The sequence below is a fragment of the Streptomyces sp. NPDC000345 genome, assembly GCF_042898825.1.
Lineage (GTDB): Bacteria > Actinomycetota > Actinomycetes > Streptomycetales > Streptomycetaceae > Streptomyces.
Genome location: NZ_JBIAZE010000009.1, coordinates 51,354 through 73,655, shown reverse-complemented (window position 1 = coordinate 73,655; position 22,302 = coordinate 51,354). Strand labels below are relative to the sequence as shown.

General features: G+C 71.4%; 27 protein-coding genes, 1 tRNA gene and 1 pseudogene. 6 read left to right on the top strand and 23 right to left on the bottom strand.

Annotated elements, in window-relative coordinates; genetic code table 11:
- The 5 genes and pseudogenes from ACFY30_RS22365 to ACFY30_RS22345 form a co-directional block, all read left to right on the top strand.
- Positions 1–381, top strand: a pseudogene (locus ACFY30_RS22365) (RNA helicase); the annotation flags it as partial.
- A gap of 133 nt (positions 382–514) precedes the next feature.
- Entirely contained in the window at positions 515–877 is a 363-nt protein-coding gene (locus ACFY30_RS22360) for a hypothetical protein (protein ID WP_390846933.1), read from the top strand.
- A 37-nt stretch (positions 878–914) separates the two neighbouring features.
- Complete coding sequence (locus ACFY30_RS22355; RefSeq protein WP_390846932.1) at positions 915–2,438, top strand: amino acid permease; 1,524 nt, start codon at positions 915–917, stop codon at positions 2,436–2,438.
- Between the two features lie 116 nt (positions 2,439–2,554).
- Positions 2,555–2,627: transfer RNA gene (locus ACFY30_RS22350), tRNA-Lys, on the top strand.
- Between the two features lie 275 nt (positions 2,628–2,902).
- Positions 2,903–3,175 (top strand): helix-turn-helix domain-containing protein, encoded by a 273-nt coding sequence (locus ACFY30_RS22345; protein ID WP_390846931.1) that lies wholly within the window; start codon positions 2,903–2,905, stop codon positions 3,173–3,175.
- 436 nt (positions 3,176–3,611) lie between these two features.
- Here the strand turns inward: ACFY30_RS22345 and ACFY30_RS22340 are convergent, their stop codons facing one another.
- On the bottom strand, positions 3,612–4,007 hold the full coding sequence (locus tag ACFY30_RS22340; protein WP_390846930.1) for a hypothetical protein: 396 nt from the start codon (positions 4,005–4,007) through the stop codon (positions 3,612–3,614).
- A 185-nt stretch (positions 4,008–4,192) separates the two neighbouring features.
- Here ACFY30_RS22340 and ACFY30_RS22335 point away from each other — a divergent pair, with 185 nt between their 5' ends.
- Positions 4,193–5,419: a helix-turn-helix domain-containing protein gene (locus ACFY30_RS22335; RefSeq protein WP_390846929.1), complete on the top strand. Its 1,227-nt coding sequence runs from the start codon at positions 4,193–4,195 to the stop codon at positions 5,417–5,419.
- On the opposite strand, the gene ACFY30_RS22330 is transcribed toward ACFY30_RS22335, so the two are convergent.
- The 22 genes from ACFY30_RS22330 to ACFY30_RS22225 all read right to left on the bottom strand — a co-directional run bounded on the left by ACFY30_RS22330 (position 5,400) and on the right by ACFY30_RS22225 (position 22,299).
- Entirely contained in the window at positions 5,400–6,062 is a 663-nt protein-coding gene (locus ACFY30_RS22330; protein ID WP_390846928.1) for an HAD family hydrolase, read from the bottom strand. The genes ACFY30_RS22335 and ACFY30_RS22330 overlap by 20 nt on opposite strands.
- A gap of 68 nt (positions 6,063–6,130) precedes the next feature.
- Entirely contained in the window at positions 6,131–6,400 is a 270-nt protein-coding gene (locus ACFY30_RS22325; RefSeq protein ID WP_390846927.1) for a hypothetical protein, read from the bottom strand.
- Between the two features lie 17 nt (positions 6,401–6,417).
- The gene (locus tag ACFY30_RS22320; RefSeq protein ID WP_390846926.1) at positions 6,418–6,642 is read right to left on the bottom strand and encodes a hypothetical protein; all 225 of its coding nucleotides are present in this window, start codon (positions 6,640–6,642) and stop codon (positions 6,418–6,420) included.
- Positions 6,643–6,645: 3 nt separating this feature from the next.
- On the bottom strand, positions 6,646–7,488 hold the full coding sequence (locus ACFY30_RS22315) for a peptidoglycan-binding protein (RefSeq protein ID WP_390846925.1): 843 nt from the start codon (positions 7,486–7,488) through the stop codon (positions 6,646–6,648).
- A complete protein-coding gene (locus ACFY30_RS22310; protein WP_390846924.1) occupies positions 7,481–7,834 on the bottom strand; it encodes a hypothetical protein in 354 nt (117 codons plus the stop codon). Before ACFY30_RS22310 ends, ACFY30_RS22315 begins: the two co-directional genes overlap by 8 nt.
- A gap of 68 nt (positions 7,835–7,902) precedes the next feature.
- A complete protein-coding gene (locus ACFY30_RS22305; RefSeq protein ID WP_390846923.1) occupies positions 7,903–8,106 on the bottom strand; it encodes a hypothetical protein in 204 nt (67 codons plus the stop codon).
- A complete protein-coding gene (locus tag ACFY30_RS22300; RefSeq protein WP_390846922.1) occupies positions 8,103–8,867 on the bottom strand; it encodes a hypothetical protein in 765 nt (254 codons plus the stop codon). The genes ACFY30_RS22305 and ACFY30_RS22300 overlap by 4 nt, the downstream gene beginning before the upstream one ends.
- Positions 8,867–9,949, bottom strand: coding sequence for a hypothetical protein (locus tag ACFY30_RS22295; RefSeq protein WP_390846921.1), 1,083 nt, complete (start codon positions 9,947–9,949; stop codon positions 8,867–8,869). Before ACFY30_RS22295 ends, ACFY30_RS22300 begins: the two co-directional genes overlap by 1 nt.
- Positions 9,949–10,977, bottom strand: coding sequence for a hypothetical protein (locus tag ACFY30_RS22290; protein ID WP_390846920.1), 1,029 nt, complete (start codon positions 10,975–10,977; stop codon positions 9,949–9,951). The genes ACFY30_RS22295 and ACFY30_RS22290 overlap by 1 nt, the downstream gene beginning before the upstream one ends.
- Positions 10,978–10,987: 10 nt before the next feature.
- On the bottom strand, positions 10,988–11,857 hold the full coding sequence (locus tag ACFY30_RS22285) for a phage distal tail protein (protein WP_390846919.1): 870 nt from the start codon (positions 11,855–11,857) through the stop codon (positions 10,988–10,990).
- Between the two features lie 11 nt (positions 11,858–11,868).
- The gene (locus ACFY30_RS22280) at positions 11,869–15,912 is read right to left on the bottom strand and encodes a phage tail tape measure protein (RefSeq protein WP_390846918.1); all 4,044 of its coding nucleotides are present in this window, start codon (positions 15,910–15,912) and stop codon (positions 11,869–11,871) included.
- 26 nt (positions 15,913–15,938) lie between these two features.
- Positions 15,939–16,205 (bottom strand): hypothetical protein, encoded by a 267-nt coding sequence (locus ACFY30_RS22275; RefSeq protein ID WP_390846917.1) that lies wholly within the window; start codon positions 16,203–16,205, stop codon positions 15,939–15,941.
- A 38-nt stretch (positions 16,206–16,243) separates the two neighbouring features.
- Entirely contained in the window at positions 16,244–16,762 is a 519-nt protein-coding gene (locus tag ACFY30_RS22270; protein WP_390846916.1) for a hypothetical protein, read from the bottom strand.
- The gene (locus ACFY30_RS22265) at positions 16,762–17,241 is read right to left on the bottom strand and encodes a hypothetical protein (protein ID WP_390846915.1); all 480 of its coding nucleotides are present in this window, start codon (positions 17,239–17,241) and stop codon (positions 16,762–16,764) included. Before ACFY30_RS22265 ends, ACFY30_RS22270 begins: the two co-directional genes overlap by 1 nt.
- Before the next feature lie 61 nt (positions 17,242–17,302).
- Positions 17,303–17,635, bottom strand: a complete 333-nt coding sequence (locus ACFY30_RS22260) for a hypothetical protein (protein ID WP_390846914.1) — start codon at positions 17,633–17,635, stop codon at positions 17,303–17,305.
- Positions 17,636–17,649: 14 nt separating this feature from the next.
- Entirely contained in the window at positions 17,650–18,063 is a 414-nt protein-coding gene (locus ACFY30_RS22255; RefSeq protein ID WP_390846913.1) for a hypothetical protein, read from the bottom strand.
- Positions 18,064–18,067: 4 nt separating this feature from the next.
- Positions 18,068–18,469, bottom strand: coding sequence for a hypothetical protein (locus ACFY30_RS22250; protein ID WP_390846912.1), 402 nt, complete (start codon positions 18,467–18,469; stop codon positions 18,068–18,070).
- Positions 18,466–18,876: a DUF6093 family protein gene (locus ACFY30_RS22245; RefSeq protein WP_390846911.1), complete on the bottom strand. Its 411-nt coding sequence runs from the start codon at positions 18,874–18,876 to the stop codon at positions 18,466–18,468. The genes ACFY30_RS22250 and ACFY30_RS22245 overlap by 4 nt, the downstream gene beginning before the upstream one ends.
- Positions 18,873–19,232 (bottom strand): hypothetical protein, encoded by a 360-nt coding sequence (locus tag ACFY30_RS22240; RefSeq protein WP_390846909.1) that lies wholly within the window; start codon positions 19,230–19,232, stop codon positions 18,873–18,875. Before ACFY30_RS22240 ends, ACFY30_RS22245 begins: the two co-directional genes overlap by 4 nt.
- 15 nt (positions 19,233–19,247) lie before the next feature.
- On the bottom strand, positions 19,248–20,441 hold the full coding sequence (locus ACFY30_RS22235; protein WP_390846908.1) for a DUF5309 family protein: 1,194 nt from the start codon (positions 20,439–20,441) through the stop codon (positions 19,248–19,250).
- A gap of 47 nt (positions 20,442–20,488) precedes the next feature.
- Positions 20,489–21,169: a hypothetical protein gene (locus ACFY30_RS22230; RefSeq protein WP_390846907.1), complete on the bottom strand. Its 681-nt coding sequence runs from the start codon at positions 21,167–21,169 to the stop codon at positions 20,489–20,491.
- Between the two features lie 47 nt (positions 21,170–21,216).
- Complete coding sequence (locus ACFY30_RS22225; protein ID WP_390846906.1) at positions 21,217–22,299, bottom strand: hypothetical protein; 1,083 nt, start codon at positions 22,297–22,299, stop codon at positions 21,217–21,219.
- Positions 22,300–22,302 lie beyond the last annotated feature (3 nt).

Here is a 22,302-nt window from a genome sequence, read left to right as displayed (position 1 = left end):
CGGGGTGGTTTCAACCGGGACCGTGACCGCGACAACCGTGGCTTCGAGCGTCGTGACGACCGTGGTGGGCGTTCGTTCGAGCGTCGTGACGACCGCGGTGGCCGTTCCTTCGAGCGTCGTGACGACCGGGGCGGTTTCAACCGGGACCGTGACCGCGACAACCGTGGCTTCGAGCGCCGGGACGACCGTGGCGGCTTCCGCCGGGACGAGCGTCCCGGTCACCGTGGCAGCGACCGCCCGTTCAACCGTGACCGCCGCGACGACCGCCCGGGCTTCCGCTCCGCCGGTCACGACCGCCCGAACGGCCGTCGTGACGACCACCGCGGCACCGGCTCCTTCGGCCGCCGCGACGACAAGCCGCGCTGGAAGCGCAACGGCTGACGGTACGTCTGAGACACCGGCCGCCATCGGCCGGTGAACGAAGGGCCCGTACGACTCCTGTCGTACGGGCCTTCTTTCATGCGCCGACAGCCAGATCGAGTCCCGCGAACTCGTCGACCTGCCGGCGGCTCCCGTGCGGGTCGACGGTGCGGCGCTGACGAACGGCACGCTGGCCTGGGCGGACGAGACGGCGTTCAAGACGCGCACGGTGTCCGGCGGGGCCGTGCCGCGGGTGGGACCCGTGCGCGAGGCCGGTCAGGTGTACGACCCGTGCTCGGGCGTCTGTGTCCAGCTCCACGGGACCGGCGACGGCGCCGTCGTCCACTCCGTGGTCGGCGCCATGGCCCATGTGGTCATGCGCCGGACGGCGGCGGGCGAGCCCCGGTCGGTGGGGGTGCCCGGTTTCACGGGCGAGGTGGAGGGGGCGTACGGGCGCTACGCGGTGGTCAGGGGATCTTCTAGCGGCGACCGGCCGCGATTTTCGGCCAAGTTGTGACGTGTGTCACGCCCCCGCTGAGGGAATTGCTGGGGGCATGACAGATGACGCCATCGCGAGTGGGCTGTCGGACGAAGAGCGGCTGGCCCAGCTCGGTTACACGCAGGTTCTCGCCCGCCGCATGTCGGCGTTCTCCAACTACGCGGTCTCCTTCACGATCATCTCGGTCCTGTCCGGCTGTCTGACCCTCTATCTCTTCGGGATGAACACCGGCGGCCCCGCGGTGATCACCTGGGGCTGGGTGGCCGTGGGCCTGATGACCCTCTTTGTCGGCCTGTCGATGGCCGAGATCTGTTCGGCGTACCCCACGTCCGCGGGCCTGTACTTCTGGGCCCACCGGCTCGCGCCGCCCCGTTCGGCCGCCGCGTGGGCCTGGTTCACCGGCTGGTTCAACGTCCTGGGCCAGGTCGCGGTGACCGCGGGCATCGACTTCGGCGCGGCGTCCTTCCTGGGCGCGTACCTGAACCTGCAGTTCGGCTTCGAGGTGACGCCCGGCCGGACCGTGCTGCTGTTCGGGGCGATCCTCGTCCTGCACGGCCTGCTCAACACCTTCGGCGTGCGGATCGTCGCGCTGCTGAACAGCGTGAGCGTGTGGTGGCACGTGCTGGGAGTGGCGGTGATCGTCGGCGCCCTGGCCTTCGTACCGGACCACCACCAGTCCCCGTCCTTCGTCTTCGGCGAGTTCGTCAACAACACGGGCTGGGGCAGTGGCGTCTACGTGGTGCTGCTCGGCCTCCTGATGGCCCAGTACACCTTCACCGGATACGACGCCTCCGCCCATATGACGGAGGAGACGCACGACGCCTCGACGGCGGGCCCGAAAGGCATCGTCCGCTCGATCTGGACCTCCTGGATCGCCGGCTTCGTGCTGCTGCTCGGCTTCACCTTCGCCATCCAGTCCTACGACGGCGCCCTGGACTCGCCGACCGGCGCCCCGCCCGCCCAGATCCTCCTGGACGCCCTGGGCGCGACCGCCGGCAAGCTCCTGCTGCTGGTGGTGATCGGCGCCCAGCTCTTCTGCGGCATGGCGTCGGTGACGGCCAACAGCCGCATGATCTACGCCTTCTCGCGGGACGGCGCGCTGCCCTGGTCCCACGTCTGGCACACCGTCAGCCCGCGCACCCGGACCCCCGTGGCGGCGGTCTGGCTGGCGGCGGGCGGCGCGCTGGTCCTCGGCCTGCCGTATCTGATCAACGTCACGGCCTATGCGGCGGTGACCTCCATCGCGGTGATCGGCCTCTACATCGCCTACGTCATCCCGACGCTGCTGAGGGTCCGCAAGGGCGACGCCTTCGCACGGGGCCCGTGGCACCTGGGGCGCTGGTCGGGGGCGATCGGCGTGGTGTCGGTGGCGTGGGTCGCGGTGATCACGGTGCTGTTCATGCTGCCCCAGGTCTCCCCGGTCACCTGGGCGACCTTCAACTACGCCCCGGTCGCCGTCCTCGTCGTCCTCGGCTTCGCCGGGGTGTGGTGGCTGGCCTCCGCACGGAAGTGGTTCCTCAACCCCGACCACGAAAGGACCATGGCCCGGGAGGTGGCGAGGGCGGGGAAGACCCGGTAGCCGGTGGCCCGGATGACCGATCTTCACCGCTGTGCGCACCCCGGCGCGGCCGCGTCACCGATACCCGATCGGAGACGCGGCCAGGTCCGGCTATGCTCAAGGAGGCAACATCGCCTGGGCCCTTAGCTCAATTGGCAGAGCAGTGGACTTTTAATCCATTGGTTGTGGGTTCGAGTCCCACAGGGCCTACCGAATCGCCCCCAGCTCAGAGGTACTTCGAGCTGGGGGCGTGTCCGTTTTGAGGGGCCGTCATGATCGCGGGCTGGCCCGTCGCTGGCCCGAGAGGACAGCCGGAACGAGCGCGGGCGGCCACCCACGGGGGTGACCGCCCGGCTCCCGCCTCGGCGCCTCTCCTGGGCCGTCGCCCAACGCCTCAGCGGGTCTGTGTCGCCCTCTGTCGGGCGTTCCTCAATGTGGTGCTACCGCTACAGACAACATGATCACGGACCGTAAGTGTGAGGCGGGTGCCGTCCGCCTCACCACCACCGCCCTGGGTCCTCGCTGAGCGGCGGCTCCTCGGTGCCGCGATCCGTGCTTCCCGGCTCAGGGCGAAGCTCACCCAGGAACAGGTGGCCCTCCGCGCCGGCCTGGACCGCGCGGGCTTCGTGCGCATCGAGCTGGGGCAGCAGTCGCCCACCACGGACACGCTCATCCGCATCGCGGCCGCCATCGGCGTGACGGTGTCGGATCTGGTCTGGCGGGAGGGCCCGCCGCCTGCGCACGGGGTGAACGCGTGACGGCGGGCCCGTGGCCGCCTGGCCCCTTTCCCCGGGGGCGTGGCGGCCGTGGCCTGGCTGGGCGCGGGGCACGCGCGGCCAGGCCGGTCAGCGGGATATCGGGGCGGTCTGGGTCGGTGGGCGCGCGCAGCCCGGGGTGCCGATCGCGTGCAGGACAGTGGTGATGCTCGCGCCAGTGGGCGCGGTTGGGGTGTATTTCTCCACGGGCTGCCCGGGCCGGATGGGCTGGTCGCAGCGCGCGCAGATCATCGGCCGGCCTCCCGTTGCACCCGGGACCAGGCCTTGTACAGCCCCGCTCCCGTAGAGCAGCCGAGCGACCGGTCATCCCCGGACGCCCTGCACTCGGCGCACCCCATGGCGTGGTCTGCCATGGCGAGATACGCGGAACGGACCCGGCTGTCTATCGCGCGGGCCGCCCGCTGAACCGGGCTCCTGCTCATGCCTGCGCCCCCGTCGTGCCTGCCACGGGGCGGCCGAAGGCGTCCGCGAGCGCGGCGTGCAGGGCGCCCGGTTCGGTGAGCCAGCGGCCGTCCCCCGGGCAGATCCGCCAGTGGACGCCAGGCCCTTCCGTGCGCCGCGCTGGCGGGATCGTCACTGTGCTGCCCTTGCCGAGTGGCCGGGTGTTCTCCACGTCCCACTGGGCTGCGGTGCCGACCGGGGTGAAGAAGTAGAGGGCGCCACCGTGGCCGTCGGCGACGACGGCGCCGCAGCGCTGGCCGAGGATGCCGATGGCGTCGAGGCCGATGCTGCGCGGGACCCTGATGGCGTCCCAGTCGTGGCCTGCGTCATGCAGTGCGCACCCTACGACGGTGGGTAAAGGCGTGGTCGGCATCGCGGCTCCTTGGGCACCAGCTGGGGTGCGTACAAGAGTGGCCCTGAAAGAAAGCGATTCCGAGGGCTTCAAGAGGTCTTCTTGTTGCCGCAAAGAGGACTTTCTTTGGTGCCACCGGGTGACGGCTGGCCAGTGTGGGGACTTCCGAGGACACTTACCGCAGCGCTCGACACGGAGGTGCAGCAGTGGCACGGCCCGCAGGTAACACCCGCCTCAAGGCAGCCCGGTTGGCGGCTGGCTACGGCTCCCAGCACGCCCTGGCGGACGCGCTCGGCGTCGGCGTGCGCCAGGTCCGCCGGTGGGAGTCCGACGCGCCGCCGTGGCCGCAGCCCGAGGTGGGACAGGCTCTCACGCGTACGCTCGGCCAGGACCTGGAATCGTTGGGGTTCACGCCGCCGGGTGGCGCCCCGGTCGACCGTGGCCGACGAACGACGCTCGCGGGTGCCGCCGTGGCCGTCGGTCTGGCCGCCGTACCCACCCAGGCCGCGGCCCTCCAACCCGCCTCCGTTGCCGCCGACTACGAGGCCGTGACCCGGGCGCACCGGAGGCTCTACTGGTCCGTCGCCCCCGCGACCCTGCACCCGGTCGCGCTCGCGCACGCCACCCTCGGCTGCGCCCTGCTCCCTGAGACCGTTGGCCAGACCCGGCAGCGCGTCGCATCAGCCCTCAGCGAGACCTGGTTGCTCGCCGGGCGCATCGAGTTCTTCGACCTGCGCGACGCCCTCCGGGCTCAGCAGACGCTGCTCCGTGCGCTCCAGGCTGCGGGCGAGGCCGACGACCCGCTGCTGGGCGCCGCCGTCCTCGCGCACACGGCGTTCATGCCGGCCTGGGACGGTGACCGTGACGCGGCCGTCGAGCGGATGGTGGCCGCCCGGACCTACGCGCGCCGCGGCCCGGCGTCCGCCGAGCTGCTCGCGTGGCTGGACGCGGTCGAGGCGGAGTGCGAGACCCGCTGCGGCAACACGCGCACCGCGCTGCACCTGATCGGTCACGCCGAGGACGTCCTCGCACGAGGCGGCGAGCACGCCTCACCTGAGTGGCTGGACTGGTTCTCGCTGGCGCGCCTCGCCGCCTTCAAGGGCAACACGCAGCTGCGTGCCGGGCATCTTCCGCAGGCCCGCACCACCCTGCTCGGCGCCCTCGGCGCGCTGCCGTCGGCCGAGGAGAAGCAGTCCACCGTCCTGCTCGGCGACCTGGCCGCCGTCGAGGCCGCGGCCGGCGACCCCGAGGCGGCATGCGGGTACGCCGTCCGCGCGCTCGATCAGCTGGAGCGGACCTGGTACGCGATGGGCATGGACCGGGTCCGTGAGGTGCGGCGGCAGCTGGCGCCGCACCAGCATGAGCGGTGCGTGCGCGACCTCGACGACCGGCTGTACGGCTGGTCGACGACGGTCAGTGCTCTCGCTCGTTGAACTGGGCGATCTGCGGCGCCAATTCGAGGAGGCTCTCGATCCTGAAGGTCGGGAGCTTCTCTGCTTCCTCGGTGTTCCATTGGATCGTTGCCCACGGGCCGCGGTGCACGAGCGCCGTGTGCATGCCTGCCGCAACAGCTGGCCGAAGGTCGTTGTCGACTCGGTCGCCCACGTAGAGGATCTCGTCGTTGGCGAACGGGGTGACCTCGGCGACGCGGACGAAGAACTCGGGGTCGGGCTTGCTGGCGCCCCAGTCGTCGGACGTTCCGATCAGGTCGACGTCGTTGGTGAACAGCTCGCGCAGGATGCCGCCGGCGCGGACGGTCTGGTTCCCGGCGATGCCCAGCCAGAGGCCGGCCGAGCGGAGTGCGGCGAGGGCGTCGCGGACGTCGGGGTAGAGGTCGGCCTCGCCGAAGTGCTCGGGCTTCCCGGCGTCGGCCCGGCGCTCGCGCTCGGCGTAGAGGTCGAAGCCGGGCCGGAACTCCTGGAAGGTCTCGCGGTAGTCGCGGCCCTGGGCGATGACGGCGCCGAACATGGCGTGGAAGGTGTGGCGCGGGACCTGGAGCCAGTCGGCCCAGGTGCCGTACTCGGTGGTCTCGTCTACGAGGCACTCGCCGACGTCGAAGATCACAGCGCGAATCATGCTGCGAGGGTATCCGGACACGACGAAACGGCCCCGCCCTCCCGAAGGAGAGCGGGGCCGCTGGTGGTTCAGGCGGTGTCGGGTAGCCGGGTCTCGACCTGAGTGATGCGCTTCTCGTGGTCGTCCAGCTGGACGTCGTGCTGGCCGAGCCGGGTCATGACGCCGGGGCGTTCCGGGACGCCCGGCCGCGCAGGCGCCCCCACCCAGTCCTCCCGCGTATCGTCCAGCCAGTCCGCGATCCGCAGTACGGCCCGCAGGACCCGCCAGACCAGGGCGCACAGCCCGGCGAGCGCGACGATGGCCACGGACCAGGCGACGGCGGAATCGATGGCTCCCACGCCGGTCGCTCCCTCCGTCATCTCCCCGCCTGGTCGTCGGTGCGCAGCCAGCCCGGCAGCAGGGCCTGGACGCCGGGGAGCGCCATGACCCGGGCGAAGCCGCCCGCGACGGCCAGGCCGCCCGCCACCCAGGGCAGGGACTCGGGGACGCCGGACGCGTCGACGACGGCCGGCAGGACGACCGCGAAGCCGAGCGCGGTCTGGAGGACCGTGCGGGCGGTGCGCTTGCTGGTGTCCTTCATAGGTCAGACCTCCTTGACGAACGGAACTTTCAGGGCTGCCCAGCTCTTGGCGCCGGGCCAGCCGTCGGCGGCCGCGCCGGTGTAGCCCAGCTTTCGCTGCCACTTCGCGTACGACCGGCGGTCGGCCTCGGTCCACTGCGGGCCCGGGCCGTCCTCGTACGCCGAGCAGCCGACCGCGACCAGGCGCCGGCCCATCGCGGTGACGATCGCCGAGCGCGGTTCCTTCCTGAACCAGGCGGCGCCCGGGAACGGCTGGCGTACGGGCTGGGTGGCTTCCGGGACCGGGACGGCGAACAGGTTCGGCATCGGGCCCGGGTCGACATGGCTGTTCCCGGGCACCTGGTTGTGGCCGTAGTGGCCGCCCTCGCTGAGCCAGGTGGAGAGGGAGACGGTGTCGCGCACGAAGGCTGTCGGTGCGCCGCCCGGCCACGCGTCGGTTATGCCGAGGGAGCGCAGCCACGTCACGATCTTGTCCAGGCCCTTGCACGGGGTGTCCCGGACGGTGGCGTACTTCTTCCCGCCGACGGTCTCCCCGGCGGTGAACACGGTCTCGATCTGGATGCAGTACTTCCCGGTCCGGTTCGTCCGCACGTCGCCCGCGTTGGCCAGGGACAGGGAGCGGGAGTCCGCGGGGAAGTACTGGGCGATCTCCCCCGTGAACGGCTCCCACAGCAGGTGGGGCGCCACGCCGGCGCCGCCGCCGGTGAACCAGCCGTGCTCATTCTTGAACGTCCAGTCGCTGTCGTTGGACGTGATGTGCCAGACCGCGCGGGCCGGGCCGCCGTTCATCGTGCCCTCGTTGCCCAGGGCGTGCCGGGTCGCGCCCGGCATCCAGAGCTCAGGCATCGCAGGCCTCCAGCGGATGCCAGGAACCGGCCATGAAGGAGGGCTCGACCCAGCCGCACGCGCAGTAGCGGAACGGGCTGCCGTGCGCTTCGGCGGTCGGGCAGTCCTCGGTTCCGTTCTGTGCGCTGCCGTCGTGGAAGGGCACCGCTCGGTGGAAGAAGGTGCCGGTGGGGTTGAGGACGACCAGGCCGACCTGACTGGGGTGGTCGGGATCGCTGGTCTGCTCGGTGACGATCGCGGCGCGGCACCGAGAGGTGTACGCCTGGCTGCCGTCGGCCTGGAAAGGGGTCCCGTGCGAGACGTAGTGCACGGTTCCCCCGACGCGGGGCAGCTTGACCTGGGACATAGGCCCTCCAGGGCATGAAGAAACCCCGGGCCGGTCGGCTCGGGGCTGGGGCGAGGGGCGAGATGCCGTCAGGTCATCTCGGGCTGGGGGTTGAGGACGACGGCGGAGACGATCGTCATGGGCTGACGGCACCGGCCGCACTGGATGGTGAGGGTGCCGGCGTTGGAGTAGCAGGGGTTGACCTCGAACTCCTGGCCATGGTTCTCGCAGGCCTCGTTGTCATCCCGCACGGTGACCGCGTACCAGGTCGCGGGCTCTATCGGCGTGCTCACAGGCCGATCACCAGCCAGAACACTGTGGTCGCGGTCGTGCTGGTGCGGGTCACCCAGACGGTGAGCCCGCTGGAGGTGATGGCGGTGGCACTGGTGCCGGTGACAGAGGTGCCGGGCACGGTGGTCAGCGGGGTCGTCCAGGCGAAGAAGCTCGACCCCTTCAGATCGAGGCCCGAAATGGTCGCCGAGGTCGGGGTGTTCGCCGCGGACGGGGTGATGAGGACGCTGCCGCAGGCGATGTTCGCAGCCGTCAGCACCCCGGACACGTCCATGTTGCACGCGCCGCTCTCTGCGACACCATCGACCTCACGGAGGCCGGCGACCAACACATTCGGTACGGACCCGTCCACCACCGAGCCGAGATCCACGACCGACCGCCAGTCCGACGCCCGGACTGCCCCGGACACGAGCGTCAGATCGCTGCCGGAGTCCGGGAGTGAGGTGTAGGTGGCGCTGGCCGGCACCTCGTTCACTCCGTCCTCGATCGGCCGGAACCGGAGCTCGCCGCCTGCCAGGGTCGCCGACACCGGCAGGTCGTCGTCCTGGGCGCCGCGGGTCCACAGGCCGCACTCGCCGTTGTCCATCGGGCCGAGTTCGGCGAGAAGAGTGCCGCCGTCCTCGCTGTAGACGCGCAGGCGGCCGACGGTGGCCGTACCCATGCGGCGCGCGGCGCGCAGTTCCCGCATCTGTTCCTCGAGGGCCTTCACCTTGCGGGCGAGGGTGGTCGCGTCGGCGGGCAGCTGGTCGATCTGTCGGGGCATTACTCCTCCACGAGGATCGGGCGGATGCGGTCGGCGCCAGGGTCGAGCTCCCACGCCCAGCAGCGGGCCACCACGTCCGTCCCGGCGGGGTGTCGCGGCGAGCGTTCGACGGCGAGGTGCACGGTGTCGCCCAGCGACCAGGTGGCACCGAGGCGCGGTGACTGGGAGGCGACGCCTTGGACGCTCCACACCTGGGCGCCCTGCGCCATCAGGGCCAGGGTCTTCGCGGCGTGTGCGGTGAGCTGGTCGGGGTCGGTGACGCCGGTGGCCGGCGTGTACCGGTACTCCCACAGCGGCATCCCGGAGGCCAGCAGCGCGGTGGCGTCGGTCGCCGGGGACGTGAGCCGGGAGGAGCCCTCGCCCTCACCGCGGGCGATGATCCGGGTGGCGCCCTTGCCCTGCTCGTAGGACTCGGCGAGGACGTACTCCGCGACGCATCCCGGGTAGTCGAACACGCCCTCGGGGTTCGGTGACTGGAGCCCGACCCGGGACCGGATCCGAACCGGAAACTGGAACCCGGTGTGCTGTGCGTTCCATTCCACGTCGATCGTCCACTCGGGCCCGCCGTCCAGGCCCATGACCTCGGTCAGGCAGGACAGGATGCTCTTGTCGTCGCCGTCGTTGCTCAGGTAGTCCATCACCGTGCCGGTGGCCACCGCGTCGATGACGAACGGCGGGCCCTGGGTGAGGGCCGGGGTCACCAGGTTCGTGACGACGGTGGCCTGGTCGACGCCCACCATGGTCTGGGTGCCGGGGAACCGGGCGTCCAGGTAGGCCTCCAGGGTGGCGGCGCCGAGCTGCACGGTGGTCGCGCTGCCGCCCTCGCGGGGCAGCACCGCACCGGCCCAGACCGGTGTGTCCGTGGCGGTGTCGACCGCCACCAGAAGTGACTGTCCGGGGGCCGTCGCACCCGCCCACTCGACCGGGGCGCCCGCGAGCGTGAGCTCCAGCTGGAGCGTGGTCGAGGCGCCCAGCTTCCGCGACAGCGCTCCCGTCGGCCGGAGGGCGGGCAGGTCCTCCACGATGGCGCCGGTGCGCAGGTCACAGCCGTACCAGGCGAGTTGGTAGGGGGTGCCCGTCATCAGGTCGCCGACTCGTACACGAACGTGATGCGGACCTGGGTGCCGGACGCCATGGCCTCCGGCCGGGACGGGGTCCAGAAGTCGGAGCGCCCGTTGGTCGCCGAGATCGGGAAGAACGCAGCCAGGGTGGACGCGCCGGAGGAGATGTTGGTGGCGCCGTTCCAGCGGTCGGTGCCCAGCAGCATCGCCGTGCCGACCAGCGCCGCGCCCGATGCGGCAGCCGTGAACGGCAGGGTGAAGTTGTAGTTCCCCGTGCCGAAGGTGGTCGTCGAACCGGCGGTCAGGTTGATGTGCCCGACCACCTGGCGGCCGATCTTCTGGTAGCGGCCGATCAGGGTGCCGTTGCCGACGACCGGGTTGGTCGTCGACCCCGTCCAGGTCGGCGTGTACGTCGACCAGGCGGCCGGCACCTTGAAGTAGGTGTCCCAGGTCGAGCCGTTGTAGCGCAGCAGGTCGGTGCCATTGTCGTAGAACTGGCCGGTGTACGGGCTGCCGGGGGCCGTGGACGAGGGCAGGATGCCGCCCGGCGCGACGGTGACCGGGCGCACGGCGGTGGACACGGTCGCCGAGCCGCCGCCGGACGGGGGCACGGTGATCGTGGCGAGCGGCAGGTAGATCTGCGTGCCTGCCGGGGTCGGGGCGACCGGCGACGCCGAAGGGGTGCCGGCCAGATAGACGACGTCGCCCTTGTTCAGGCCGGACGCGTCCACCGAGTTGTCCCACACCCGCAGGTACACCAGGTCGATGCGGGTCAGCGAGGCGTGCGCGGCGGTCAGCGAGCCGGGAGAGATCGACGAGGCGGAGGCGACCTTGTAGATGCCCTGCCCGCTGTAGCCGATCACGGCGACGCCGGCGGACACGTTGATGACGGACCCGGCCAGGGTCACGGTCAGCCCGGGGTCGCCGGGCCGCACCCCCGACCGCGAGCCGAGGGCGGTCCCGTCCGTCATGACGGTGGACGCCTCCACCAGCCGGGTCTCCAGACCGGAGAAGGTCAGGGCGTCGATGGCCCACACGTCTACAGGCATCGGGGCCTCCTCACATCCATGCCGACCGCCAGGTCACGGTCAGCGTCGGGCTGGCGTTGTAGGTGCTGGAGAGGAACTGGTAGACGACCTGCTGACCGGCAGGGATGGTCGGCCAGCCACCGGACACGGTCATGAACCGGCGCCGGGTGACGCCCCCGTTGATGACGACGGTGTGGGCGTCGGTGTCGATGGTCAGGACGTCACCGGTCTGGAGGTCCTGCTGGTAGGTCAGGAGACGGGCGGTGCCGTCCGGGTAGAGCGCCGAGATGACAGGCGCGACCACCGGCCCGGTGAGCGTGAGCACGGGCCGGGTGTCGGCCGTCCCCGAGTTCACCGCGGCGATCTGCCCGGCCACGACCGTCGCCGAGAAGGTGATCGGGAACGTGATCGGGAACGTCAGGCCGCCCGTGCTGGAGGCCAGGTTGGTGGTGCCGGTCGACAGCGTGCTGCTGTAGCGGCGCGGGTCGGCGGCCGTCACCATCACCGAGTAGGTGGCCACGGTGTCGGAGACGTACTGCATCAGCAGCTTCCCGGAGCGCCGCACCACCGCCTGCTTCGGTACGGCCTCCGCCACCGTGAGCAGCGTGTCGGACAGGCCGGCCGCCACCTGGAGCCGGTCCATCGCCGCCTGGAGCAGCGTCCGGGACGGGGCCACGACGGTCCCGCCCAGGGTGATGGGCCGGGCGCCGAGGTAGACCGGGGACGCCCACGCCCCGTGGTCCGCCTCGCGCTCGGTGAACTCGGCGCGGACGTCCGCGGAGTCCCAGCCCTCCAGGGTCTGGAGGTACCAGGCGACGCCGTCGGAGTCGACCGAGCCGAGGGCCACCGAGCCCAGGGTGGCGCTCATGCCGTCCAGGACCGTGCCCGGGATGTAGGGCATCCTGCCTCCTCTCAGGCCACGAACGAGGTGATGCGGGCGATGTCGTGGGCCTGCTCGGCGGCCGACTGTCTCGCGCCGTACAGGTTCACGGTGATGTGCTTGGACACCTCACGGGCCACCGCCGCGGTGCTCGCCCCGCTGCCCCCATACCGGCCGGCCGGGACGAGCTGGTAGCCCATGGCGGCCGCCGACTTGGCCAGCAGCGCCTTCGACCGGGCCGATCGGTTCCAGGGGATCCACGCCTCCGGCACGCCGGCCTCGCCGCCGAGGACCACCGACGGGCCGGTGAGGATGCCGCCGGCCGCCATCGCCTTCCCGCCCTGCTGCACCCACTGCCGCACGAACGTCGCCTTGTTCGCCTCCGGGAGGCTGGCGATCTGGGCGGTCATCTTCGGGACCAGCGCGCGGATGGTGGCCACGTCCAGGCCTGCGGCGATGAGGTCGGCGAACCCCCGGCCGGTGCCGCCCCGCAGCGTGGAGAGCAGCACCAGGGAGTTGGCGAGGTCCTCGCCCGTCAGCGTGGACTGGGCCGTGCCGACGGCCTTGTTGGCCGCCGCCGCCGACTTGCTGTTCCCGGCAGCCTCGTGGGCCAGGGTCATGGCGGAGGCGTCGCCCTGGGCGGCGAGGGCCTGGGCGAGGTCGCCGAAGCCCTGCGCGGCCAGCTTCTGGAGGTCGGCTGCGAACTGCTTGGACTCCGCCGTGCTGGACCCCAGCTGCTGGGTGAAGTCCTTCAGCGTGGCCTTGGCCAGCTCACCGGTCTTCTCCAGCTTCGCCACGATGGACTTGAACTGCTTGTCGCTCGCGCGGGCGAGGGCGTTGACGAGGTCGTAGCCTTCCTCGCCCATGCCCTCCAACATGGCCTTCAGCTCCTTGCCGCCCCGCATCCCGACCTTCGCCAGGCTCTTGCGCCAGCGCTGCGTCGCGGCCACCGACTCGTTCAGCTGGGTCTCGTAGGCCTTCAGGTTGAACGCGGTGGGCGTCTTGGCACCCTTCTTCAGCCCCAGCTCGGCATCGGCCGCGTTGACGTCGCGGCGCTCCTTCGCCACCGTCGCGTCGGCGCCCCGCTTGGCCTTGCGGGCCTTGGACACCTTCTCCTCGGCCGAGCGCAGCTGGGCGGCCGTGTGGTGGCCCTTCCGCACCTTGCTGAGGTTCTTCTCGGCGTCCTTCAGCGCGTCGGCGGCCTTCTTCTGCGCCTTCAGCGCCGTGTTGAGGTCCTCCCACGCCTTCTTGAGGTCCTCGATCTCCTGGTCGTAGCGCTTCATCGCGTCCGACGGGCCGCCGAGGACCGCGGCTCCGGTCGGCGTGTACGTGAAGCCGGCCAGGCCGCCGGAGGCGAACCGCTTGGCGTTGATCCGGTCGAACATGGCCAGGCCGTACTTGCGGACGGCGTCGGCCTTGATGACGTACTCGCCGTTGGAGACCAGGGCCGGGATGCTGTCCGACGTGCCCGTGCCCGGGCCGACGATGGGGCCGCCGGACGGGTACAGCTGCACCACCCCGCCGGTGGCGTACCGGCGGACCAGGCCGCCGTGCGCGTACTTGGACACCCCGCCCTCGCCCGTGGTGGGACGTCCGGCGGTGCTCTTCACGGACCTCTCTTCGCGGATGGTGAGGATGCGGATGGTCTTGTCCGTCAGCGCGCGGATCGCCGCGGCGAGGGCCTCGACGTTCGCCTTCTGGGTTCCGGTCGGGACGGTGATCTCGACCTTCTTGCCCTTGGTGTTCTTGATCTTGAAGCCGAGGGCCTCCAGCTGCGCCCGGGCCTCGGCCGTGGGCGCGTCCATGACGATCTTCTTGCCCTTGGTCTTGGCGACCTCGGTCTGCACCGCCTTCAGGCCCGCGACGGCGCCCTCGGTCTTGGCGTCCACCTCGGTGGACACCGAGCCGGGAAGCTTGGCGTAGGCGGCGAGCAGCTGCTCGGTGGCGTCCTTGGAGAATCCCTTGGCGAGCATGTCCTGGCGGAGCAGCTCGATGTCCTTCTCCAGCACCTTCTGGCCGGCCGCCTGCGTGCCCGTCTGCTCGGACACCGCCTCGGCGTGCGCCTGGGCGGCCTTCGCGGCGTCCAGGAACGAGGACTTCACCTTGCGACCGCTGTCGGTCGTGACATCGAGGCTGTGCCCGTTCTCCTTCACGGTCTCGTTGAGGTCGGCCAGGGACTGCCGGAAGCCGATCTCGGCCTCGGCGGTCGAGATCGCGGAGCCGTTGAGGGACTTCAGCGCGTCCGACAGCTTCTCGGCCTCGGTCCTCTGATCGTTCATCTCGTCGGCGGTCAGCCCCGCTTGCTTCGCCAGTTCGGCCTGGGAGTCCGCGGTCAGCTGCTGCTGGGTGTCGGCGGCCGTGAGCGACTCGGCGTACTGGGGCAGCAGCGTGCGCAGCTTCTCCACAGACGTGCCCTGCGCCTCCGCCTCGCGGGACAGCTTGGCGAAGGCCTGCGCGGCCATGTCGCTCGCGCCCCCGTCGACCAGGCCCTTCAGCGCCTCGTCGACGGCCTTGATCTTCTTCTGCGCCTGGTCCAGGTCGTAGGAGTCGTTGCCGAGGTGGGTGATGGAGTACAGGGCGTCCCCGACCCGGTCCATGGTGCCGGGGTGGGCGATCCGGGAGACGGCCTCACCGAAGCCGTCCAGGTCCTTGCCGAACGTCTTCGTGAGCTCGCCCGCCGCCTTGCCGTTCTTGGCGAAGTTCAGCAGAGCGTTGCCCATGCGCGTCACGTTCGGCGGGGCGTCATCGAACGCGGACACCAGCTTGTCCACGCCCCAGGTGACCGCCTCCAGCGCGCCGATGACGAGACCCAGGCGGGCCATGCTCATCATCGCGTACCGCACCCGGGCGGCGGTGACTCCCATCGCGGCCAGCGCCGTGGTGGTGGCGTGGAGGCGGGGAATGAGCAGCAGGACGCCGGCCGCGGCCAGGGACACGGCGCCACCGAACCCCATGAACAGGGTCACGGCGTGCTGGATGTCGGGGGGCAGGGAGTTGTAGGCGTTGACCAGGCGGGTGATCGTCTGGGTCATGGTGCGCAGCGTGCCGTTGGCTGCCGAGCCCGACTCGATCAGGGCGACCTCGATGGCGCCCCGCAGCCGCTCCAGGTCGCCGACGAGGTTGTCGGTCTGGGTGGACGCCATGCGCTGGGCGGCGCCCTGGTCGTCGACCGCCTTGGTGTACTCGTTGATGCCGTCGGCGCCCAGCTCGTACAGGATCGTCGCGGAGCGGACGGCGTCCGATCCGAAGATCGTCGCCATGGCCAGGTTCCGGGCCTCCGGCGTCAGCTTGCCGAAGGAGGTCTTCATGCGGGCGGCCAGCTCGGACAGGCCGACGAACTGCCCCTGCGCGTCGTAGGCCGTGAAGCCGATCTTCTGCATGGCGGCGGCGGCCTCGTCGGACTGCGGGGTGAGCCGCTGGAGCATCACCTTCAGCGAGGTACCGGCGTCCGAGCCGATCAGCGCGTGGTCGGCGAACGCGGCCAGCGTGCCCATGGTGTCTTCCAGGGACAGGCCGGTCTGATGGGCGAGCAGGCCGCCCATCCGCAGGGACAGGCCCAGGCCGTGCATGTCGGCCGCGCTCTTGTTGGCGGCCGCGGCCATGACGTCCGCGATGTGGGTGACGTCCTTGCCGTGCAGGCCGAACGTGTTCATCGCCTGCGCGGCGACCACCGCCGAGTCGGCGAGGTCCATCTGTCCGGCTGCGGCGAGGGACAGGGAGCCCTTCAGGGCGCCCCCGACGATGTCGGCCGTGCTGATGCCGGCGCGCGCCAGCTCGGCCTCCGCGCGCGCCGCCTCGGTCGCCGTGAACGAGGTGGTCTTGCCTGCCTCCAGCGCGGCGGCCCGCAGCTTCTGCATCTCCGCGCCGGTCGCCCCGGTCACGGCGCGGACGTTGGACAGCTCCTTGTCGAACTTCGCCGCCGATGCCGCAGCGACCGCGAACCCGGCGACCAGGGCGGTGCCGACGATGGCGCCCGCGTTGGCGAGCTGGGACGTCTGGCGGGCGGCCTGCCGCATGCCGCGGGTGTACTGGTTGACGTCCGCGACCAGGCGGACGTTCACGGTACGGGTGGCCACGGCTCACCCCCCGTCGTGCTCGTGCGCTACGCGCGCCGCTCGATGTGGACGTGCAGCCCCGCGGACTCGCCGCCCTTGTCCTGGTAGGCCTTCACGGCCTGCGCCGACGCGGTGCAGGCGTGGCAGCGGATCAGCTCAGCTCGGTAGCCGAACTCGTTCGCCTTGTCGGTGGCCTCGCCCCAGGGCTGCCGGCACTCCGGGCAGGAGTCCGCCTCGACCTCGGCCAGGGCGAGCGCCCACGCCCGGTCCTCCGGCAGCCACAGAGGTTCGCCCTGCCTGACGACGCGCCCCATGAACACCGAGTGGGGCACGCCCCAGGCGCGGGCGGCTTCTAGCTGTCGCCGCCAAGGCCCGCCAGGAGCGCGGAGGCGGCCAGCGAGAAAGGGGAGACGCCCGTCAGGTTGTGGACCTCCCACGCGGCGTCGAACAGCTTCTTCTGCTCCCCTCGGTTGATGACCTCGAACAGGGCGTCGGCCTGCTCCGCGGTCATCACCGGGTCCGCGCACGCGGCGGTGATCAGCGCCTTGGGAAAGGTCTGCTCGTCGAACAGCTCGGCGGGGTCGTCCGACGGGTGCGCGGCCAGCAGATCGCTGTACGCCCGGTCGCCGATGAACCTCAGCACGAACGGCACCTCGGCCGCCTTCGCCGCCGTCTGCGCCTTGTGCAGCTCGGCGGCGAGCCTGCGGCCCGGGTGCTCGTCGGCGATGCTGGCCGGCTCCCACTCCTTCGACACCTTGCCGAGTTCGTCCGCCAGCCGCTCGACCTCGCTGGCGAGGTCGCCCCGGACGCACACCTGCACGGTGCGCTGCCGGGGCGTCGCCTGCTTGAGGATGTCCCCGATGTCCGGCATCAGGCCACCGTCGCCGCGGTCGCGGGCGGGTTCGTGACCCGCATGGGGCTGACGAACTTCATGACCTCGTTCGCGGCCGGAGCGACGTTCTGCGGCTCGCCGCAGGTGATCGGGTACACCTCGCACTTCTGCGAGGACGCCCACGCGGTCGCGTAGGCGACGCCGCGACGCACGACCAGGTAGCCGGACACCCCGTACTTCAGCGTCGTGTACGGCAGGTCCTCGCCGCCGGTCGTGCCGCGCTTGAACGTCAGCTCGACGTCGAAGCCGACCCGGCCCACGGTCTTGGTGTCGAACGTCGAGGCGAGCGAGGACGTGTCGACATCCGCCGTGCTGGGGTCGACCTTCAGGCCGTCCGGAGTGACCCGGGTGGTGAAGTCGCTGCCGGCGTTGAGCTCGGTCGTGGTCGGGGCGTTGATGTTGGCGATGGACGATGCCCAGACCACCTTGGTCATTCCATCGTTGATCAGGTCGGACATGGACCCTCCTCAGGGCACGAAGAAGCCCCGGCCGGCGGGGCGGAGCGGGGCTGGGGGAGCGTCAGATGACGAGGCTGGCGACGGTGACGCTGGTCGTCGACGAGTACGTGATCGACGCGCTTACGCCGTCGGAGGGCGAGGCGAACAGGTCGGCGGTGATGGGGCCGATCATCTTGTCGCCGGTCGTCGCGGGGACGGTCACCACCAGGTCGGCGGCGGCCTGGCCCCGGACCTTGGCCGTCGCGGTGATCGTGACGGTCATGCTGGAGCCGTTGGTGTTCTTGACGTGCAGGAAGCTGCGCTCGCCGCACGTCACCGTGGTGGACGCGGCGGCGGCCGAGTACGTCGGAGTCAGGCCGCTCAGTGCGACGACCTGCTGGGCGAGAAGCGCCATGAGGGACTCTCCTGTCAGGCGGGAGTTGAGCAGATCCGGTATTGGACCGGCACGAAGTAGACCGGCGGGGTGACGTCGTCGTCCCGCTGGACGGGGGGCCCGCCGAGGTCCTCGGCCGGCCAGCAGTTGCGGCCCTCGACCACCAGGGGCGCGGCGAGGGCCTGGCGGACCCGGGCGGCGACCCACAGGGCCCGCTCGACGTCGCTCCCCACACAGGTGACCTGCATGGTGGAGTCGAAGTCGTCGCGGTTGTCGGCGAGCGACGCCCTCACGGCCATGCCCGCATCCGGGTACAGGACGGCGAATTTGTCCGGTGGCGTCCACCCGGAGCTGGTGGGGGCGCCGCCGACGTAGACGGTCAGGTCGACCGCCTCCAGCGCGGCCCGCACCGCGTCGAGGTGCGGGAGGACGTCGGGAGGTGTGCTCACGGGCTCACCACCAGGCCAGTCCGCGCGCGGCCAGCAGCTCCATCTGGGCTGCGAACCGGGGGGCCTCAGCGGCCAAGGCGCGGCCGCCGTCGTTGTGGGGCGGGTTCTTGACCGACCCGTACTCCAGGATCGCGCCCAGCGGGCCCTGGACACCGGCCTTGTCCGGGCCGATCGTGGCCGCCCAGATGTCCGGGCCGTACCCGGCGATGTCGAAGCCGACGGTGCGCGGGTAGAGCCTGCCGGCGTGCTTGCGGCCGGTGGCCCTGGCGTTGGCCCGCCAGTCCTTCTTGACGTTCACCGCGCCCCGCATCACCACGCTGCGGGCGTCGCGCCGGATGCGGGGGATGCTGCGGGCCAGGTGCCGCTCCAGGCGGCGGACGTCGCCCATGTCGAAGCGCGCGCTCATGATCGGTCCTCCGTGGTGAGGCGCCAGGCCGTGGCCTGGTCGCTGAACTGTCCGCCGGTCACCCACAGCACCAGGCCCACCATGCGGGCGTCCCGCGAGGCGAGGACCTCCACCCGCATCCCGGGCAGCACGCGGGTGCCGCCGGGCAGGGGCGTGTCCCAGGGCAGAGACACCTGGTACTCCAGCAGCCGGACCTCACGGTCGGCTGCCTGGACGTCTTCGCCGGATGCCTGGGCCAACGGCCGTACCCGGCCCACGCCCTGATACAGCGTGGTCTTGGCGCCGGGGGTGGTGGTGCCGGTGGCCCGGTTGAAGGTGTCCGGGCCCTGGCTGTAGAGGCGCACCGTGTCCCGCATCCGGGCCTTGGCTGCGGCCCGGCCGGCGGCGAGGGCGCCGTCGACGTTCACGGCTCCTCGCTGGGTGCGCCGGGAACGATGCTGAACGCGGACTTCTTCGGCGGCCGGAGTTCCTCCAGCTCGTCGTCAGACAGGTACACCTCGCCGCGCGAGCGGGACGAGTCGACGGTGTACGAGTAGTCGTCGATGGACTCCTGCCGCTTGCCGTCCGGGTTGCCTAGCACCCGCAGCACCATGGCGCAGCAGACCTTGGTGGAGATGGCCGTGGGCGCGGTGGCGTACTGCGGGAACGGCTTCAGGATGAGCGCCGTGGCGTCGTCCAGCCACGCGGTGGCCCGGCGCTCCTCCTCGGCCGTCAGGTCACGGCCGAGCCGGTTCGACAGGTCCGCCAGGGTTGCCAGTGCCACCGCTGCCTCCCCTCGTTACAGGCTGGCGACGAGGCCGGTGAGCAGGCCGTGCTTGCGCTCGTTGCCGTACTTCAGGCCGACCTCGCCGTAGAGCTGGGTGCGCTCCTTGGCGCCGGTCTTGGCGAGCGGCTCGGCGAAGAAGTGGCCCTTGCCGGGGGTCTCCAGGTAGACCGGCATGCACTCCTCCAGCGAGCACACGGCGATCTTGTGCTTGGGCATGTGCCGGTCGAGCATGATGTTCAGCACGCCGAAGTCGGTTTGGATGGTCTGGAGGTTGACCCCGCCGACCGTGCGGGAGGTCTCCTGGTACTTGCCGTAGGCGTTGGCGTAGGCGTCGGTGACGCCCCGCTTGGAGGTCGAGCCGACGATCAGGGTCGCGGTCTCGGACTCCATGATCCCGCCGTTGTCGAAGACGGTCTGGAGCAGGCCGTCGATGGCGGCCTTGGTGACCGCGGCGAGCTTGGTGACGTTCGCGGTGCCGTCGCCGCCCGTGAGGTCGATCGCGGCGCCGCCCTTCGTGGCCGCCAGCTTGAAGGTGTTCGTCGTCGGGCTGACGACGTAGTACGGGGTGTCCGCGCTGACGCCGGTCAGGGTGACGATGGTGTCCAGGGTGACCTGGTCACCGGCCACCAGGCCATGGGCGGCCAGCGTGAAGGCGTCCGTGCTGATGGCCCCCGCGGCGGAGCCGAGGGCGGTGCCGGCGCTCGCCGTGTTGGTGGCGATGGCCTGGAGCAGGCCCCGGGTCTTGCGGGCCGTGGTGTTGTCGGAGGGCTTCTGGTAGAGCCCGTTGATGAAGGACCACTCGACGTCCCGGACCATCTGCTTGAGCATCTGCTCGACCTGCCAGTCGAGCTCGTTGCGGACCGGGTTGGTGGCCTCGATGTTCAGGCCGGAGTGCGCGCCGACCGCGGCGAGCTTGGTGTACGAGACACCGACGGTCTCGTGGTGGATCTGCGTGATGTTGTCCACGGACCCGCGGACACGCTCCTGGTCGGTGGGGGCGTCCTGGCCCTCCAGGGCGACGTTCTGGCCTGCGGAGCGCAGGTCGAAGGTCTGCCACTCGAACTCCTTCGCGCTGGTCTGGCCGCCGCCGGTCAGACCGCCGATCGCGGAGAAGAACGGGGTGTCGTCCGGGGTGAGCTGGTGGAGGACGCCGGTGTAGTTGGGCAGGTTGTACGTCGTGCCCAGGGCGGTGATGCTCCCAGCCATGGGGGCTCCTTAGGTGCGGGGCACGGCATACGGCCTGCCCAGGGTGATCAGTTCTTGGCGTTGGCGAGCTTGCTGTTCTCCAGGGACAGCACGGTGCGCCAGTCGCCCTTGGCCTTCGCTGCGGCGATCTGGTCATCGATGCCGCCGGCGGTGCCGCCCGGGCGCGGCCCCTGCGAGGGGTCCGGGCGCGGTGTGCTCGGGCCCGGTGCAGTGGCCGCCCAGTGCGGCTTGCGGGTCAGCAGGTCGTCCAGGGCCGCCGTGATGGCGTCCGCGTCGACCGCCCCGGCCTCCGTGAGGAACGAGCCGGACCGGAGCGCCTCCACGGCGTCCAGGGGGTCCGCGAAGCGGCCTGCGGCGAGCGCCTCGACCTTCGAGGACACCGCGAGCTGGGTGGCCTTGTCGGCCCGCTCGGTGGCCGCCTTCAGTGCGTCCGCCTGCTTCTCCGCCTCGGTCTTGTCCCGGTCGCGGAAGGTCTGAAGCTCCGACGCCTGGGTCCGGCTGAGGGCCTCGGCGTCCTTGGCCCGCTTCTTCCACTCGGCGAGTGCCTTTTCTCCCTCCGGGCCGAGCGGCGGATCGTCCGTGCCGCCCGCCGGCGGCGGGGCCGGGGCGGGGGGCGCTGCGGGCGTCGGCGGCGCGGGCGGTGCCGGAGGGGCTGCGGGCGGTGGGGTCCCCGGCGGCTGCGGATTGCCCGCAGGCGCAGGGGTGATGGGCTCTGGAGCTGTGCTCATGTGCTCTCCCGTTGCAGGAGGTTGGGACCACCGGCGTTGCGCCGGGGTCAGGTCAGGTAGCCGAAGCGCCGCAGCATGGCCAGCGCCTCGTCCCGGCTCTCGGCGAGCCGGTAGATCTCTTCGGGCATCAGCCGCGGGGTGCGCAGCTCGAACCGCGGCAGGCCTCGCCGGGCGTCGATGCGGTCCCGGGCGAAGCGGGTGCCGGTGCGCTGCTCGGTGCGGGCCCGCTCCAGCCGGTAGAACGCGCCGCGGCGGGTCGTGCCCTCGCGGGTGGCCAGGACCTGGCGGCCGTAGGCGGACATGGTCGTCATGCCGCGGCGGGCGTTGACGACCTGGGCCATGTCGGCGCCCTCGCGGATCGCGCGAGCCCCGGCCTCGCCGAACGCCCGGTCCTGCTCGGCCCGGGAGAGGCTGTTGAAGTAGGCCCGCGGGTCGATGAACCCGGGCGAGCCGGAGCCCGGCCGGGTGGTCGGGGTGAAGCCGTCTGCCCCGACCCGGCCACGCTGGTTGCGGGCGATCAGCGTGGTCGGCAGGTGGATGCAGTCGCACCGTGGGTGGCGCTGGAAGCCCTTGTTCCAGCCGTACTCCTTGCCCGCCAGGAGCACGCACCTCGAGCACGCCGGTGGCTGCACCACCCGCACGTAGCCCTGGATGGTGCGCCGCCCGGCCATTGCGGCCCCGGTGGCGCCCCGCCCGGCGTCGGCAACCTGGGTGGCCGTGATCCGCAGCGCGCTCGCCAGCGAGCCGCGGAACGCGTCGTCCATGGACTGGCCGGCCAGCATCCGCACCTTCCAGTCGATGACCGGCTGGTAGAGCAGCGAGAGAAGCGGGCGCCCGTCCGAGGCGATCCCCGCGAACGCGGACGGTACGACCCGCCCGGCGGCGGCCGGGTCGGCGTCCTCGGCCGCCACGACGGCGTCCACATACGGATCGGCGAGCCTGGCGGCCTCCGTCTGTGCTTCGGCCACTGCGGCCACCAGCAGCGGCGCCAGCTGCTCCCATGAGCCGCTGATGTCCCGCCGGTTGATCTGCCGCCACACCGCCTGCACGCGGTTCACCGCGCGGCGCACGAGGATCTGCTGCTGCCGGTACTGCTCCAGCGCGATCGCGCGGACCATCGCGTCGACCATGGC